This window comes from Streptomyces sp. NPDC127117 (assembly GCF_042677325.1).
Classification (GTDB): Bacteria; Actinomycetota; Actinomycetes; order Streptomycetales; family Streptomycetaceae; genus Streptomyces.
Genome location: NZ_JBHXTM010000005.1, coordinates 161,076 through 176,620, shown reverse-complemented (window position 1 = coordinate 176,620; position 15,545 = coordinate 161,076). Strand labels below are relative to the sequence as shown.

Annotated in this window: 15 protein-coding genes; 3 read left to right on the top strand and 12 right to left on the bottom strand. The window is 72.0% G+C overall.

Annotated features, from left to right (window positions below; genetic code table 11):
• Window positions 1-35: 35 nt before the first annotated feature.
• Both ACFVH0_RS07070 and ACFVH0_RS07065 read right to left on the bottom strand, forming a co-directional pair.
• Complete coding sequence (locus ACFVH0_RS07070; RefSeq protein ID WP_385818590.1) at window positions 36-929, bottom strand: alpha/beta fold hydrolase; 894 nt, start codon at window positions 927-929, stop codon at window positions 36-38.
• Between the two features lie 764 nt (window positions 930-1,693).
• Window positions 1,694-2,386, bottom strand: coding sequence for a metal-dependent transcriptional regulator (locus ACFVH0_RS07065; protein WP_351261730.1), 693 nt, complete (start codon window positions 2,384-2,386; stop codon window positions 1,694-1,696).
• Window positions 2,387-2,603: 217 nt separating this feature from the next.
• On the opposite strand from ACFVH0_RS07065, the gene ACFVH0_RS07060 reads away from it, so the two are divergent.
• A complete protein-coding gene (locus ACFVH0_RS07060) occupies window positions 2,604-3,359 on the top strand; it encodes an SIS domain-containing protein (protein ID WP_385818500.1) in 756 nt (251 codons plus the stop codon).
• 32 nt (window positions 3,360-3,391) lie between these two features.
• On the opposite strand, the gene ACFVH0_RS07055 is transcribed toward ACFVH0_RS07060, so the two are convergent.
• Together ACFVH0_RS07055 and pdxH are read right to left on the bottom strand one after the other, a co-directional pair.
• The gene (locus ACFVH0_RS07055) at window positions 3,392-4,750 is read right to left on the bottom strand and encodes a PAS domain-containing protein (protein ID WP_385818499.1); all 1,359 of its coding nucleotides are present in this window, start codon (window positions 4,748-4,750) and stop codon (window positions 3,392-3,394) included.
• 354 nt (window positions 4,751-5,104) lie between these two features.
• The gene (gene pdxH, locus ACFVH0_RS07050; protein ID WP_385818589.1) at window positions 5,105-5,731 is read right to left on the bottom strand and encodes a pyridoxamine 5'-phosphate oxidase; all 627 of its coding nucleotides are present in this window, start codon (window positions 5,729-5,731) and stop codon (window positions 5,105-5,107) included.
• A 221-nt stretch (window positions 5,732-5,952) separates the two neighbouring features.
• Between pdxH and ACFVH0_RS07045 the strand changes: the two genes are divergently transcribed.
• Window positions 5,953-7,062, top strand: coding sequence for a citrate synthase 2 (locus ACFVH0_RS07045; RefSeq protein WP_385818498.1), 1,110 nt, complete (start codon window positions 5,953-5,955; stop codon window positions 7,060-7,062).
• Window positions 7,063-7,535: 473 nt separating this feature from the next.
• A complete protein-coding gene (locus ACFVH0_RS07040; RefSeq protein WP_385818497.1) occupies window positions 7,536-8,180 on the top strand; it encodes a hypothetical protein in 645 nt (214 codons plus the stop codon).
• A 67-nt stretch (window positions 8,181-8,247) separates the two neighbouring features.
• Here ACFVH0_RS07040 and ACFVH0_RS07035 read toward each other — a convergent pair whose 3' ends face one another.
• From ACFVH0_RS07035 to ACFVH0_RS07000, 8 genes are all read right to left on the bottom strand, one after another.
• Entirely contained in the window at window positions 8,248-8,835 is a 588-nt protein-coding gene (locus tag ACFVH0_RS07035) for a hypothetical protein (RefSeq protein WP_385818496.1), read from the bottom strand.
• A gap of 15 nt (window positions 8,836-8,850) precedes the next feature.
• Entirely contained in the window at window positions 8,851-9,030 is a 180-nt protein-coding gene (locus tag ACFVH0_RS07030) for a DUF397 domain-containing protein (protein ID WP_385818495.1), read from the bottom strand.
• Entirely contained in the window at window positions 9,027-9,173 is a 147-nt protein-coding gene (locus tag ACFVH0_RS07025; RefSeq protein ID WP_385818494.1) for a hypothetical protein, read from the bottom strand. The genes ACFVH0_RS07030 and ACFVH0_RS07025 overlap by 4 nt, the downstream gene beginning before the upstream one ends.
• A 194-nt stretch (window positions 9,174-9,367) precedes the next feature.
• Window positions 9,368-9,961 carry a TetR/AcrR family transcriptional regulator gene (locus ACFVH0_RS07020; protein ID WP_385818493.1) on the bottom strand — a complete coding sequence of 198 codons (594 nt, stop codon included), beginning with the start codon at window positions 9,959-9,961 and terminating at the stop codon, window positions 9,368-9,370.
• On the bottom strand, window positions 9,949-10,695 hold the full coding sequence (locus tag ACFVH0_RS07015; protein ID WP_385818492.1) for an enoyl-CoA hydratase family protein: 747 nt from the start codon (window positions 10,693-10,695) through the stop codon (window positions 9,949-9,951). The genes ACFVH0_RS07020 and ACFVH0_RS07015 overlap by 13 nt, the downstream gene beginning before the upstream one ends.
• Window positions 10,696-10,766: 71 nt before the next feature.
• Entirely contained in the window at window positions 10,767-11,927 is a 1,161-nt protein-coding gene (locus tag ACFVH0_RS07010) for an acyl-CoA dehydrogenase family protein (protein WP_385818491.1), read from the bottom strand.
• On the bottom strand, window positions 11,924-13,873 hold the full coding sequence (locus tag ACFVH0_RS07005; RefSeq protein WP_385818489.1) for a biotin carboxylase N-terminal domain-containing protein: 1,950 nt from the start codon (window positions 13,871-13,873) through the stop codon (window positions 11,924-11,926). The genes ACFVH0_RS07010 and ACFVH0_RS07005 overlap by 4 nt, the downstream gene beginning before the upstream one ends.
• Window positions 13,874-13,880: 7 nt before the next feature.
• On the bottom strand, window positions 13,881-15,479 hold the full coding sequence (locus ACFVH0_RS07000) for an acyl-CoA carboxylase subunit beta (RefSeq protein ID WP_385818487.1): 1,599 nt from the start codon (window positions 15,477-15,479) through the stop codon (window positions 13,881-13,883).
• Window positions 15,480-15,545: the final 66 nt, after the last annotated feature.

The following is a 15,545-nucleotide window of genomic DNA, read 5'->3' as shown; positions in this document are numbered from 1 at the left end:
CGGGCCCGGCTGCGCCGCTCCGTCGTGCCACCCGGTCAGGACGGGACGGGTTCGCGCTCCTCCCGGGGGTCCTCGGCGAACTGCTCCAGGAAGGGTTCGACCGCGGCGCGCCAGCCCTCGGGCTGGTCGTAGTGGACGAGGTGGCCGGCGTCGGCCACTTCCGCGTACTGCCCGCGCGGCAGTACGCGGACCATCTCCTGGGCCTCGGCCCGGCCCAGCTCGCCGTCGAGCCCGCGGAGCACCAGGGCCGGGCAGCGTACTTGCGCCAGCTCCTCCCAGTGCGCGTCGAACACCCAGGTCGCGCGGGACCGGAGCATCTGGCGGCGGGAGAAGACGGGGCGCCAGCCGTCGGCCCGCTCGGCCATCACCTCGGCGAAGAACTCGCCGCGGGCCGGGTTGGGCCGCTCCACCCAGGGGTCGTCCTCGCCGAACCACTTCCGTACGTCGGAGAGCGTCGCGAACGGCACCGGCCAGGTCTTGAACCAGTCCTCCCACTCGCGCTGCGAGGCCGCGCCGAGCGCGGAGGCCCGCATGTCGCAGATGACCAGGGCCCGCACCAGATCGGGGCGCTTCGCGGCGAGCTGCCAGGCCGTCAGCGCCCCCATCGAATGCCCGACGAGGGTGACGGGGGCGAGGCCGAGCTGTTCGATCGCGGCCTCGGCGTCGGCGACGTACGCGTCACGGGTGTACGGGCCTTCGGCCGGCTTGTCGCTGCGGCCGTGCCCGCGCTGGTCGAGGCCGACGGCCCGGTACCGCTCCGCGAGCCAGCGGGCGGTCGAGGCCCAGTGCGCGGCCCGGCCCATCAAGCCATGGAGCAATAAGACCCCGGGGGCGCGCTCGCCCTCCGTGCGCCCCTTGGGCGGGTCGGCGAACTCCCAGGCCGCGAGGCGTACGCCGTCGGTCCCGGTCACATCGATGCGCCGCACCATATGTCCTGGCACCCCCTTCTGGTCCTCGATCACCGCTTGATCACTGCCTCGATCACCGCGTGGTCGCGTCACGCCAGACTATCGAACTTGTATTCGAAAACCGGCTTCTGCCACCCAACACCGCTCGTTCGAGTGACCGGCCCCAAGGATTGACCGCGGCGGCGGCGGGGAGATCTTCTCCGGGAGACGGGCCACTCGGGGATGAGGGCCCGTGGGGACCGACCTTGAGAGCTCGGGGCTCCAGGTCGAAGCAGGGGAGGACAGGCCCCGGCGCCGCGAGGCGCCGGGGCCCTCTGTCTTCCGGGGAGCCGCCGGCGGCGACGCGCATCGACGGACGCCGGCGCCGGTCCCCCGGGCGGCGGTGTGCGATTCATGGGCATGGGTGCGCGATGCGCGGGCGGCCGGGACCGCAGCAGCCACCTTTTGGTGCGCGTGCCGGACATGCCGGACACGCCAGTACGACGGGCGCATGCACCTGCTCCCTCCCCGACCGCGCGACCAGATGGCCGACACTCTCAGGTATGCCTCAGCCACAGCCTGGCATGCGATCCGTCCGGGCGCTGCAATTCCGGACGGAAATCGGTAAGCGGACGCCCCTCGCCAACGCTCCGGCGGCGCCCCGGCAACGACATCCGGCCAAGCGGCGCCCCGGAGGCGGGATTCCGGCCGAAGAGCGTCCGCTCAGCCGCACCCGCCGACCGGCGCCCCCACGGCGGCATCCGCCCGGGGAGCCCGGCCGACGGTGGACCTCAGCGGCGGAGCACTCAGCGCTTGGCCACGAACACGTGCGAGGCGACCTCGGTGTCCAGCTCCGCCGCCTCACCGCTGCTGCCGACCAGCACACCACCGGGCGACTGCGTCACGCTGACCACGGAACCGGGCTGCACACCCGCACGCCGCAGCGTGTACATCAGCTGGGCGTCCGTCTGGATCGGCTCCCCGATCCGGCGCACGACCACCGTCTTGCCGTCCGCGCCCGGGTCGAGCTCCGACAGGCTCACCATGCCCTCGTCGAGGAACGGGTCGGCCTCGGCCTTCTCGCCCAGCTCCTCCAGGCCCGGGATCGGGTTGCCGTACGGGGACTCCGTCGGGTGACGCAGCAGCTCCAGCACCCGCCGCTCCACCGCCTCGCTCATCACATGCTCCCAGCGGCACGCCTCGGCGTGGACCTGCTCCCACTCCAGGCCGATCACGTCGACCAGCAGGCACTCGGCGAGCCGGTGCTTGCGCATCACCCGCGTCGCCAGGCGGCGCCCCTCGTCGGTCAGCTCCAGGTGCCGGTCGCCCGCGACCTGCACCAAGCCGTCACGCTCCATCCGCGCCACCGTCTGGCTGACCGTCGGACCGCTCTGGTCCAGCCGTTCCGCGATCCGGGCGCGCATGGGGACCACGCCTTCCTCTTCGAGTTCGAGGATGGTGCGGAGATACATCTCCGTAGTGTCGATCAGTCCGGACATTCGTGCCCCTCGATGCTGTGACAGGAAAACGTCGTAAGCGCTGCGCGCTGGCCCTCCCCCAATTCTGACGCATACCGCCGACAACCGTGCCGGGCCGGTCGAACACCGGGCGGCGGAGCCCCGCAGGCGGTATTGACATGTCACTGGTCCAGACCGCAACGTGATCCGCGGCACGGACACCCATGAACACCTCTTCCCGCCGGAAAGGGCCTCCTCGATGAGCGACAGCAAGCTGGCCGGTCAGTTCTTCGACGCAGCGATCAGCCTGCTGGAACGAGTACGCGACGAGGAGTCCGGCAACATCGCGGCCGCCGGTGCCGCGATCGCCGACACCGTCGAGGCGGGCGGCAGGCTCTTCGCCTTCGGCGCCGGACACTCCTCGCTCGCCGCGCAGGACGTCGTCTACCGGGCCGGCGGACTCGCCCTGATGAATCTGCTGGCCGTACCGGGGGTGGTCGGCGTCGACGTCATGCCCGCGACACTCGGCTCCGCGCTGGAGCGGGTCGACGGACTGGCGGGCGCCGTGCTGGACTCCAGCCCCGCCACCGCCGGCGACGTCCTCGTGATCATCTCGCTCTCCGGCCGCAACGCGCTGCCGGTGGAGATGGCGCAGAACGCACGGGCGCTCGGCCTGAAGGTCATCGGCGTGACCTCGGTGGCGTACGCGGACGGCACCCGCTCCCGGCACGCCTCGGGCGGCTTCCTGCGGGACCACTGCGACATCGTGCTCGACAGCAAGATCGCCATCGGCGACGCGGAGCTGACCCTCGACGGGGTCGAGGCGCCGTTCGCCCCCGCGTCGACCGTCGTCACCAGCGCGTTGATGCAGGCCATGATGGCCGCCGCGGCGGAGCAGCTGGTCGCCCGGGGGATCGAGCCGCCGCTGCTGCGGTCGGGGAACGTCGACGGCGGCCACGAGTGGAACGGCCGCGTCATGACGGAGTACCGGGACCGGATCTTCTACCGCCGGTGAAAGCGACGAGGTGACGGACCGGACAGCTCCCGTCACCTCGTCGTGGCCAGCACCTGCGCCAGGTCCACCGCCGCCGCCACCCGCACCGCCACGCTCTCCGCGTACGCCGCGTCCGGGCGCTCGAAGGCGGCGCGGTGGGCGGAACGCAGGAACGTCACCACGCCCAGCGTGCGCCCCCGGCTCCGCAGCACCGCGCACAGCGCGTGCACGGCGTCGCCCGGCCACTGCCGCTCGGCCGCCCACACCCCGGCCCCGGACCCGGCACCCGCACTGGCCCGCACCGCCCCCCTGCGGTCCACCGCCTGGAGGGCCGGGTGCCCCGCCGCGTACCGCAGCGGAATGGAACCGCCGGCCACCGGCAGGCAAGGACCCGGCTCACCCGACGGCGTCGCCGCCACCCGCACCAGCCGCTCCCCCGCCACCACATCGACCAGCGCATGGTCCGCGAAGCCCGCGAGCGCGTAGTCCAGATAGGACGTCGCCGCCTCCATCGGGTCCTCGCACTCGGACGCCGACCGCGAGGCCCGGTGCAACTGGTTCGACCGGAACCGCATCCGGTCCGCCTCCTGCGCCGCCAGCTTCTGGTCCGTCACGTCCTGGAACAGCCAGCCCACCCCCAGCGGAACCGGCTCCTGGGCCAGCGGCGAAGCCAATTGCAGAAAACCGCTGCGCCAGCACCGCCGCCGCTCCCCCTCCGCCGTCCGCAGCGTCACCCACAGCTCGGCGGGCGCCGGTGGCGCGCCCTCGGCGAGCACATGCTGCAACGCGCCCTCCAGGTCCTCCACGCCCTGCCCGATCAGCTCCCCCAGCGGGCGCCCCAGCAGCGTCTTACGGCCACCGCCCAGCGCCCGCGCCGCATGCGCGTTGACGACCGTCGGCCGCAGATCCGCGTCGACCAGCACCACACCCCAGGACGCGTCCTCGAACAGCGCCTCGCTCAGCGCGATCGACCGCTCCAGATCGATCTGCGCGTGCACCTCGCCGAACGCGCAGTACACCCCGGCCGGCCCGCCGTCCGCGCCCCGCACACCGGCCGACTGGGTCCGCACCAGCACCCGCCCGCCGTCCTTCCGCAGCAGCGCGAATTCATGCACCTGACGCCCCGGCGCCCCCATGACCGCCATCAGCCGCCCCTGCACCTCCTCGGCGTCCGCCCGCCGCACCGCCCACCCGGCGAACCCGGCCCGCCCCACGGCCTCCTCGGCGGACCAGCCCAGAATCCGCTCGGCCTCGCGGTTCCAGTGGGTGATCGTGCCGTGCGCGTCGAAGGCGCAGAGCGCGGCGTCCATCCCGTCGAGCAGCGCGGCGAGCAATTCGGCCCCGGACCCGCCCTTCGGCCCCTCGTCGGGCCCGAGCGCCTCGGCCGTTCCACTGCTCGTGGACGCACTCACCCCGTACCTCCCGCAGGACGCATCCGGCATTTCCGCACGTCAGACCATTGAACTCGAAGGTGACCCGGCCCACGTCGACTTCCCGGAAATCGGCCGTCGCATTAATTCGCTTGTGCGGTGCCGGAGGCGTTCCTAGGCTGCTGCTACACGCGAAAGGAGGTGTTCCGGAAGTGATTTCTTCTCGGACTCGTGAGGTGGCTGCGGGCTGACGCCCGTTGTCGCACTTTGCAGTGCAGGCCGGTCGTCGGCCAATCCCAAGCAGTCACCGACCCGCAGGCTCGCCGGTAAGTCCGGCCGGCTCCTCCGCAAGGAGGGACCAGAGCCTGCGGGTCTCTGCATGTCCGGGCGGGGCCGCTACGGGCACAGGCGCTCGACGCGCCACCGGTCGCCCTCGCGTACGTACCGCAGGCGGTCGTGCAAGCGGTTCTCGTGGCCCTGCCAGAACTCGATCGTGTCGGGGACGACGCGGAAGCCGCCCCAGTGCGGGGGCGCGGGGACCTGTTCGCCCTCGGGGTAGCGGGCCGCGAGTTCCTCGTAGCGGGCGAGCAGTTCGTCGCGGGAGGCGATCACCGTGGACTGGGGGCTCGCCCAGGCGCCGAGCTGGGAGCCGTGCGGGCGGGTGCGGAAGTAGGCGACCGTCTCGTCGCGGCCGGTCCGGTCCGCCTTGCCGGTGACGATGACCTGGCGGGCCATCGGATGCCAGGGGAAGAGCAGCGAGACGTACGGGTTGGCGGTCAGTTCGCGGCCCTTGCGGGATTCGTAGTTGGTGAAGAACACGAAGCCGCGCTCGTCGTACTTCTTCAGCAGCACCGTGCGCGAGGACGGCCGGCCCTCGGGGGTGGCGGTGGAGACCACCATCGCGTTGGGCTCGTGGAGCAGCCCGCCGACGGCGACCTGCCGGAACCAGTGGGCGAACTGCTGCATCGGGTCGGCGGCCAGCGTGTCCTCGGTGAAGCCCTCGGAGCGGTACTGCTCGCGCATCGCGGCCGGATCGGTGGTGGAATCGGAGGGGGAATCTGCGGTGGGCACGGGGTCATCCTGCCGCAGCGGCAGGACCGGCCCGGCAAGGAGGGGTGTCGTGGGGCGGGGCCGATTCGGGGTGCTGTGCCGGATGTCACGCTTCCCCGCGTCCCGGGTGACCCGCCAATATCTTGGGGCAGGCCACTGTGGCCTCCGCAGAGCCGCCGACCGAGGGAGCCGCCATGTCCGACTTCGTACCGGGACTAGAGGGAGTCGTCGCGTTCGAGACGGAGATCGCCGAACCGGACAAGGAAGGCGGTTCGCTCCGTTACCGGGGTGTCGACATCGAGGATCTCGTCGGCCATGTGTCGTTCGGCAACGTCTGGGGCCTGCTGGTCGACGGGGCGTTCAACCCCGGTCTGCCGCCGGCCGAACCGTTCCCGATCCCGGTGCACTCCGGGGACATCCGGGTCGATGTGCAGTCCGCGCTGGCGATGCTCGCCCCCGTGTGGGGTCTGAAGCCGCTGCTCGACATCGACGAGGAGACGGCGCGCAACAACCTGGCGCGGGCCGCCGTGATGGCGCTGTCGTACGTCGCCCAGTCGGCGCGCGGACAGGGGCTGCCGATGGTCCCGCAGAGCGAGATCGACAAGGCGAATTCCGTGGTCGAGCGGTTCATGATCCGCTGGCGGGGCGAGCCGGACCCCAAGCACGTGAAGGCCGTCGACGCGTACTGGACGTCGGCCGCCGAGCACGGCATGAACGCCTCGACGTTCACCGCCCGGGTCATCGCGTCGACCGGCGCCGATGTGGCGGCGGCGCTGTCGGGCGCGGTGGGCGCGATGTCGGGGCCGCTGCACGGTGGTGCGCCGTCCCGGGTGCTCGGGATGATCGAGGAGATCGAGCGGACCGGCGACGCCACCGCGTATGTGAAGAAGGCCCTGGACAAGGGCGAGCGGCTGATGGGCTTCGGCCACCGGGTCTACCGGGCGGAGGACCCGCGGGCGCGGGTGCTGCGGCGCACCGCCGAGGAGCTGGGCGCGCCGCGCTTCGAGGTGGCGCAGGCGCTGGAGAAGGCCGCCCTGGAGGAGCTGCATGCGCGGCGCCCGGACCGGGTGCTGGCGACGAACGTGGAGTTCTGGGCGGCGATCATGCTGGACTTCGCGGAGGTTCCGGCGCACATGTTCACGTCGATGTTCACGTGTGCGCGTACGGCCGGCTGGTCGGCGCACATCCTGGAGCAGAAGCGGACGGGGCGGCTGGTGCGTCCTTCGGCGCGGTACGTGGGTCCGGGCTCGCGCGATCCGCGGGAGATCGAGGGGTACGACCAGCTGGCGGATCTGGGCAACTGAGTCCGGGCCCGGCCGGACGGGAGACGCCGCGGCGCCCCCGTCCGTGCCGTGTTCGGCGAGGCAGGCCGCAGGAGCCCGGCCCTCCGAGCCGTGCCGCGCCCGTCACGCACCTGTGCCGCACCCTTCGCCGCGCCCTGTGCCGCACCCTTCGCCGCGTCCTGTGCCGCACCCGCCGCGCGTCCTGTGCCGCATCCCTCGCGCGCGCCCTGTGCCGCACCCGCCGCGCGTCCTGTGCCGCATCCCTCGCGCGCGCCCTGTGCCGCACCCGCCGCGCGCCCTGTGCCGTGCCTGTGCCGTGCCTGTGGCAAGTCTGTGTCATTCCCGCCTCAGCCTGAGATGGCGCCGTGGCGCGCCTCGTTGACGCACCGCCGTCGTCGTGCCGCGCCGGCGCGTCCGGTCACATGGCCGGGCGCTTCGCCCAGTTGAACGTTCCGGCTGCCGTACGGGCACCCCTCACTGCCAGTTAGGTCAAAATGAAACACAAGGTACGTATCGTCTCCGCAGTTGCCCTCACCACCCTGACGCTCGGGCTCACGGCCTGCAACGACGGCGAGGACTCGGCATCCAGGCAGGACTCTCCGTCGGCCTCCGCCCCGGCGTCGTCCGACCCGGGCAGCAAGAGCCCGTCCGCGGACCCCAGCGACGACGCTGCCGCTCCGGCCGGTGGTGACGTCGCCGCACCGGGCACAAAGTTCAAGATCGGTGACCGAGCGGTCCTGCCGTTCAAGTACGGGACCGAAAAGAAGGGCACCGTCGCCGTGACCGTCACGGCGATCGAGAAGGGCGCCGAGGCCGACATGGCCCCATTCGGTGAGAAGGCGAAGGGCATGACGCCCTACTACATCCGGATGAAGGTGGAGAACGTCGGCGGTACCGACCTGTCGTACGCGTCGCTGAGGCTGCGCGGCAAGCTGGAAGGCGGCGGCCCCACAGGCGTCATTCTGGTCGGCGACCTCCCGGGCAAGTGCGACAGCGAGACGGCACCCCGCGACTTCACCACCAAGGGCGCGTCGTACGAGACCTGCTCGCTCAGCGCCACGAAGACCGATCCCATCGCGGTTGCCTCGTTCGAGGAGGGTGACGCGTACAGCGACAGCCCGGTCCTCTGGACCAGCTGATCAGCCGTCCCGGTCCGCGGACCGGGCATCCCGTCCCTGACGGCGCGCCCGGCCCGCGGCCCACGCTCTACAGCTTCCCGGCGAGGAGCACGGTGCGATGGCCGCCCAGTCTGCGGCCGATCTCCCGGGTGAAGTCGGACGTGAGCTCCGCCCAGCCCCAGAACGTGAACCCGAGGTGCCCGCACGCGTAGTAGTCGTCCTCCCAGCTCCACCGGTCGATCCCGGACGGCCGGGCGCAGGACGGGCAGTGCACGATCCCTTCGCCACCGTCCTCGGCCCAGTCCTGGAACCGCCCCTCGAAGGGATCCCAGGCGGACTCGATGGGCTCCCACACCTCGTCGACCAGCCGGATCTCGGTCCGGCAGAGCGGGCAGGTGGCCGCGCCCGCGTCTCCCTGGCCACTGTCGAAGACCGTACGGCCGGTCTGGACGTGAAACCCGTTGGTCCACAGGTCGACCGGGTCCGGGTCATCGACGGCCTTGGTGAAGTGCGGGCCGGGGGCGTGACCGTATCCGTCGCCGCCCAGGACGCAGTCGGTGCGCTCGGCCGCCACGATCCCGTCCGCGATCAGCCAGTCCAGGACCCGGGCCCCGAGCTCCTGTGCGTCCCGCTCGGTGGCGTCGAGGTCGACGATCGTCTGGAAGTGGTCCCCCATGATTCCCCCGGTTCCTCAGCGGCCCACGCGTGCGGTGAAAGCGGCCCAGGCGGCGGGCGGGAGCGCGAGGGCCGGGCCCTCGGGGTTCCTGGAGTCGCGGACGTGTACGGCGGCGGGGTGCACGGCGACCTCGGCGCAGGCGCTGCCCTCGTCACCGCCGCAGCTGTACTCGAACCACGGGCGTGCAGTGCTCATCGTTCTCCCGGCAGACGGTCCGACAGGCCCGAGGTGTCTTCGGAGCTGAGGGCCTGAGCTGGCAGCATCGCATACATGTGCTGCTGGATTTCCGGGTAGCCGATCATCGTTCGATCCGCGAGGAGCAAGAACTCCAGCTCCACCCCGCCCACGACGCGGACCGCCCGCTGGGTACGGACGGGCCACCGATCACCGCAGGTACGCGCGCTCCTGCAACCAGCTCGTTCCGATCCTGAACAAGCACACACCGGGCGGCTGCTCCAAGACGGAAGTGAGCCCCGCCGCCGGCATGTGGAAACCGGCGCTCGCCATCGGTGGTCCGGCGCAGCGCAAGCCCTCACCCCAGCGCGTCCTCCACCAGCGCGGCCCACTGCGCCACGACCCTCCGCCGCCGGGCCGTGTCGTCGGTGAGGACGTTGGCCAGGCCCAGGCCGCGGGCCATGTCGAGGAGGCCCTGGACGGTTTCGCGTACTCCGGGGCGGGTTTCGTCGGCGGCCAGGAGTTCGACGGCGATGCGGTGGGTCTCGCGTCCGACGCGGGCTTCGAGTTCGGTGACCCGGGGGCGCAGCTGTGCCTCGTTGGAGGCGGCCACCCAGAGCTGGAGGGCGGCGCGGAAGAGCGGGCCTGTGTAGAGGTCGACGAGGGCGGCGACGACGTCCGTGCGGCCCTGGACGGGCAGGGCGCGCAGGGCGGCGGAGCGTTCCTCGGCGACGTATTCGACGGCTGCGGTGAACAGGTCCTCACGGGTGGGGAAGTGGTGCTGGGCGGCGCCCCGCGAGACGCCGGCGCGTTCGGCGACGACGGAGACCGTGGAGCCTGCCCAGCCGTGTTCGGCGAGGCAGGCGACGGCCGCTTCGAGCAGGCGGCGACGGGTGGCCCGACTGCGGTCCTGTTTGGGGGTCCGGTCGGTGGGGGGCGTCACAACACCCATGCGGGCTCCCGTCGTTCGAGGAAGGCCGTCATTCCTTCCCGTGCCTCGGCGGAGGCGAAGAGGGCCGCCGAGCGGGCGATGAGGTCTTCGGCGTGCTGGTCGAAGTTGCTCAGCACAGTAGCTGTGACCAGCTTCTTCGATGCCGTCAGCCCCTGGGGGGACGCCTTGCGCAGGCCGTCCAGGACGGGGGCGAGGGCCGTGTCGATGTCCTCGGCCGGTCCGGTGGCGAGTGTGATCAGGCCGATGCGGGCGGCTTCGGCGGCGTCGAAGCGTTCGCCGGTGAGGTAGTAGCGGGCGGCGGCTCGGGGGTCGGTGCGGGGCAGCAGGGGCAGGGAGATGACGGCGGGGGCGAGGCCGAGCCGGGATTCGGTGAGGGCGAAGGTGGCTCCGGGGCCGGCCGCGGAGATGTCGCAGGCGCCGAGCAGGCCGAGGCCGCCCGCCCGTACGTGCCCGGTGACCCGGGCGACGACGGGTTTGGGCAGGGCGACGATCCGCCGCATCAGGGCGACGAAGGCCGCCGGGTCGGGCGGTCCGGTCAGGTCGGCGCCTGCGCAGAAGGTGTTGCCGGTGTGGGTGAGGACGACGGCTCGTACGGTGTCGTCGGCCGCGCAGTCGGCCAGGGCGGTGGTGAGCTCGCCGACCAGGGCCGCGGAGAGTGCGTTGCGGTTGGCGGGCGAGTCGAGGGTGAGGGTGGTGATGCCCCGGTCGTGGGTGGGGCCGGCGAGCGCCGTCATGGGTCGGTCGTCTCCTTCTGGTGTCCTCGGCCGGTGGTCGTCGTGCGGGACTTCTCCCGGACTGCCGTGTCTCAGTACGACTTGGGCAGGCCCAGGGACTGGTGGGAGACGTAGTTCAGGATCATTTCCCGGCTGACGGGGGCGATCCGGGCGACGCGGGCCGCCGTGATGAGGGAGGCGAGGCCGTATTCGCGGGTGAGGCCGTTGCCGCCGAGGGTGTGCACGGCCTGGTCGACGGCCTTGACACAGGCTTCGCCGGCCGCGTACTTCGCCATGTTGGCGGCCTCGCCGGCGCCGATGTCGTCGCCGACGTCGTAGAGCCGGGCGGCCTTCTGCATCATCAGCCGGGCCAGTTCGAGTTCGATGTGGGCCTGGGCGAGGGGGTGGGCGATGGCCTGGTGGGAGCCGATGGGGTCCTTCCACACCTGGCGGGTCCTGGCGTACTCGACGGCGCGGGCGAGGGCGTAACGGCCCATGCCGATGCCGAACGCGGCGGTCATGATGCGTTCGGGGTTGAGCCCGGCGAAGAGCTGGAGGAGTCCGGCGTCCTCGTCGCCGACGAGGGCGTCGGCGGGGAGGCGTACGTCGTCGAGGACCAGCTCGAACTGCTTCTCCGGGGCCTGGAGTTCCATGTCGATCTGTGAGCGGCCGAAGCCGGGGGCGTCGCGCGGGACGATGAAGAGGCAGGCCTTGAGCTTGCCGGTCCTGGCGTCCTCGGTGCGGCCGACGACGAGGGTGGCGTCGGCGATGTCGACGCCGGAGACGAAGACCTTGCGCCCGGTGAGCAGCCAGTCCTCGCCGTCCCTGCGGGCGGTGGTGGTGATGCGGTGGGAGTTGGATCCGGCGTCGGGTTCGGTGATGCCGAAGGCCATGGTGAGGCTGCCGTCGGCGAGGCCGGGGAGCCACTGCTGTTTCTGGGCGTCGGTGCCGAAGCGGGCTATGACGGTGCCGCAGATCGCCGGGGAGACCACCATCATCAGCAGCGGGCTGCCGGCCGCTCCCAATTCCTCCAGGACGATGGAGAGTTCGGCCATTCCGCTGCCTCCGCCGCCGTACTCCTCGGGGAGGTTCACGCCGAGGTAGCCGAGCTTGGCGGCCTCGGCCCACAGTTCGCGCGGGTGGGCGCCGTCGCGTACGACGGAGGTCATGTAGTCGCGTCCGTAGCGCTTTCCGAGGGCGGCGACGGCGGCGCGCAGTGCCTGGTGCTCTTCGGTTTCGAGGACGGTGCTCATTGCTTCGGTTCCTCCTGTGCGTCTTGCACGACGGCGAGCAGGGCGCCGACCTCCACCTGGAGGCCGGGGGCGGCGTGGAGTGCGGTGAGGGTGCCGGTGGCGGGGGCGAGGATGCGGTGTTCCATCTTCATCGCCTCCAGCCAGATCAGTGGCTGCCCGGCCTCGACCACCGACCCTTCGGTGAGCCCGTCCGCGAGGCGGACGACGGTGCCGGGCATGGGGGCGAGCAGCGAGCCGGGTTCGGTGCGGTCGGTGGGGTCGGTGAAGCGGGGCAGGGCGGTGAAGGTGTACGAGCCGGTGGCGGTGTCCACGTACGCCTTGTCGCCGTGGACGGCGATGTCGAAGTGGCGGGTGATGCCGCCGGTTTCGAGGGTGACGCGGTCGGGCCGGGCGGCGATGACGCGTTCCCCGGTCTCGGGGGCGGGGCCGGTGCGGGTGGTGCGGTAGGCGGCCTCGTGTTCGGTGCCGTCGGGTTCGGCGCGGTAGCGCTTGGTCCGGGGCTGGGAGGAGATGTTGCGCCAGGCTCCGAAGCGGGCCGGTCCGGGGCCGGGTGCCTGCTGCCGGGCGGCGGCGTCGGCGAGGGCGGCGGCCAGGGCGGCGAGGCGCGGCCCGGCTCCGTCCGGGGCCGTGGTGAGGGCGTCCAGGTGGCGGTCGTAGAAGCCGGTGTCGGGGCGGGCGGCGAGGAAGTCGGGGTGGCGCAGGGACCGTACGAGCAGGTCGCGGTTGGTGACCGGGCCGTGGATGCGGGTGCGTTCCAGGGCGCGGGCGAGCAGGCGTACGGCTTCGGTGCGGGTGGGGGCGTGGGCGATGACCTTGGCGAGCATCGGGTCGTAGTGGACGCCGATGGTGTCGCCGTCGGTGTACCCGGTGTCGAGGCGGAGTCCGGGTTCCCCGGGTACGTGGAGCGTGTGCAGTGCTCCGGTCTGGGGCTGCCAGTCGCGGGCGGGGTCCTCGGCGTAGAGGCGGGCCTCGACGGCGTGGCCGTTCGGTGCGGGGGGTGCGGTGGCGGGCAGGGGTTCGCCTTCGGCGATGCGTAGTTGGAGGGCGACGAGGTCGAGGCCGAAGACGGCTTCGGTGACGGGGTGTTCGACCTGGAGGCGGGTGTTCATCTCCAGGAAGTACGGGCGTCCGTCGGCGGCGAGCAGAAATTCGACGGTGCCCGCGCCCCGGTAGCCGACGGCGTGCGCGGCGGCGACGGCGGCGTCGTGCAGCCGGGTGCGCAGCGCGTCGTCGAGGCCGGGGGCCGGGGCTTCCTCGATGACCTTCTGGTGGCGTCGCTGGAGCGAGCAGTCGCGGGTGCCGAGTGCCCAGACCCCGCCGTGCCCGTCGGCCATGACCTGGACCTCGACGTGCCGGCCGCGCTCCACGTACGGTTCCGCGAAGACCTCGCCGTCCCCGAACGCGGATGCCGCCTCGGCGGACGCCGCCGTCAACTCGGCTGGCAGTTCGGCGAGTTCACGGACGATCCGCATTCCGCGCCCGCCGCCGCCCGCCGCTGCCTTGAGCAGCAGCGGCAGGTCGTCGGCGGTGGCCTTCGCCGGGTCGACGGGGGCGAGCAGCGGCACCCCGGCGGCGGCCATCAGTTCCTTGGCGCGGGTCTTGGACGCCATCAGCTCGATGGCCTTGACGGGCGGGCCCACCCAGACGAGTCCGGCGTCCTGCACGGCGCGGGCGAATCCGGCGTTCTCGGAGAGGAAGCCGTAGCCGGGGTGGACGGCGTCGGCGCCGGCCGCGAGCGCGGCGCGCACCACGAGGCCGGCGCGGAGGTAGGTGTCGGACGGGGCGGCGCCCGGCAGCCGTACGGCGGTGTCGGCCTCCCGTACGTGGAGGGCGTCGGCGTCCGCGTCGGAGTACACGGCGACGGTGGCGATGCCGAGTTCCCGGCAGGTGCGGAAGATCCGGCAGGCGATCTCGCCCCGGTTGGCGACGAGCAGGGTGCTGATCATGTCTTCCTCACATCCGGAAGATGCCGAAGCCGCCGCGGGCGCCTTCGACCGGGGCGGTGTGGATCGCGGACAGGCACATCCCGAGGACGGTCCTGGTGTCGCGCGGGTCGATGACCCCGTCGTCGTACAGCCGCCCGGAGAGGAACATCGGCAGCGACTCGGACTCGATCTGCTGCTCGACCATGGCGCGCAGTCCGGCGTCCGCCTCGTCGTCGTAGGGCTGCCCCTTCGCGGCGGCGGAGGCGCGGGCGACGATGGAGAGCACCCCGGCGAGCTGCTGCGGTCCCATGACGGCGGACTTGCTGCTGGGCCAGGCGAAGAGGAAGCGCGGGTCGTAGGCCCGGCCGCACATGCCGTAGTGCCCGGCCCCGTACGAGGCGCCCATCAGCACGGACAGGTGCGGGACCTTCGAGTTGGACACGGCGTTGATCATCATCGCGCCGTGTTTGATGATGCCGCCCTGTTCGTACTCCTTGCCGACCATGTAGCCGGTGGTGTTGTGGAGGAAGAGCAGTGGGGTGTCGCGCTGGTTGGCGAGCTGGATGAACTGGGCGGCCTTCTGCGACTCCTCGCTGAACAGCACCCCTTGCGCGTTGGCGAGGATGCCGACCGGGTAGCCGTGCAGGGTCGCCCAGCCGGTGACCAGGCTGGTCCCGTACAGCGGTTTGAACGCGTCGAAGTCGGAGCCGTCGACGAGCCGGGCGATGACCTCGCGCGGGTCGAAGGGCACCTTGAGGTCGCCGGGCACGATGCCGATCAGCTCGTCCTCGTCGTACTTCGGCGGCTGCGCGGGGCCCGGATCGGTGTGTGCCTTGCGCCAGTTGAGGCGGGCGACGATCCGGCGGGCCTGGCGCAGCGCGTCCTGCTCGTCCACGGCGAAGTGGTCGGCGAGCCCGGAGGTGCGGGCGTGCATCTCGGCGCCGCCGAGCGATTCGTCGTCGCTCTCCTCGCCGGTCGCCATCTTGACCAGGGGCGGTCCGCCGAGGAAGACCTTGGACCGTTCCTTGATCATGACGGTGTGGTCGGACATGCCGGGTACGTACGCCCCGCCCGCCGTGGAGTTCCCGAAGACCACGGCGACGGTCGGGATGCCGGCCGCCGAGAGCCGGGTGATGTCGCGGAACAGTGCCCCGCCGGGTATGAAGATCTCCTTCTGCGAGGGGAGGTCGGCGCCGCCCGACTCGACGAGGCTGACGCAGGGCAGCCGGTTGGCGAAGGCGATCTCGTTGGCCCGCAGTGCCTTCTTCAGGGTCCAGGGGTTGGAGGCGCCGCCGCGCACGGTCGGGTCGTTCGCGGTGATCAGGCACTCGACGCCCTCGATCACTCCGATCCCGGTGACGATCGAGGCGCCGACCGTGTACTCGCTTCCCCAGGCGGCGAGCGGCGACAGCTCCAGGAACGGGGTGTCCTCGTCGATCAGCAGCTCGATCCGCTCGCGGGCCAGGAGCTTGCCGCGCGAGCGGTGCCGCGCCACGTACTTCTCGCCGCCGCCCGCCTGCGCCCGGGTGTGCTCGCCGGCCAGTTCGTCGAGCTTGGCGAGCATGGCCGTGCGGTTGGCGGCGTATTCGGGGCTCGCGGTGTCGAGCGCGGTGGGCAGGACGGTCATGCGTGCGCCTCCGGTGCGTGGACGGTCATGCTCATGCGTGCGCCTCCGGTGCGTGGACGGTCATGC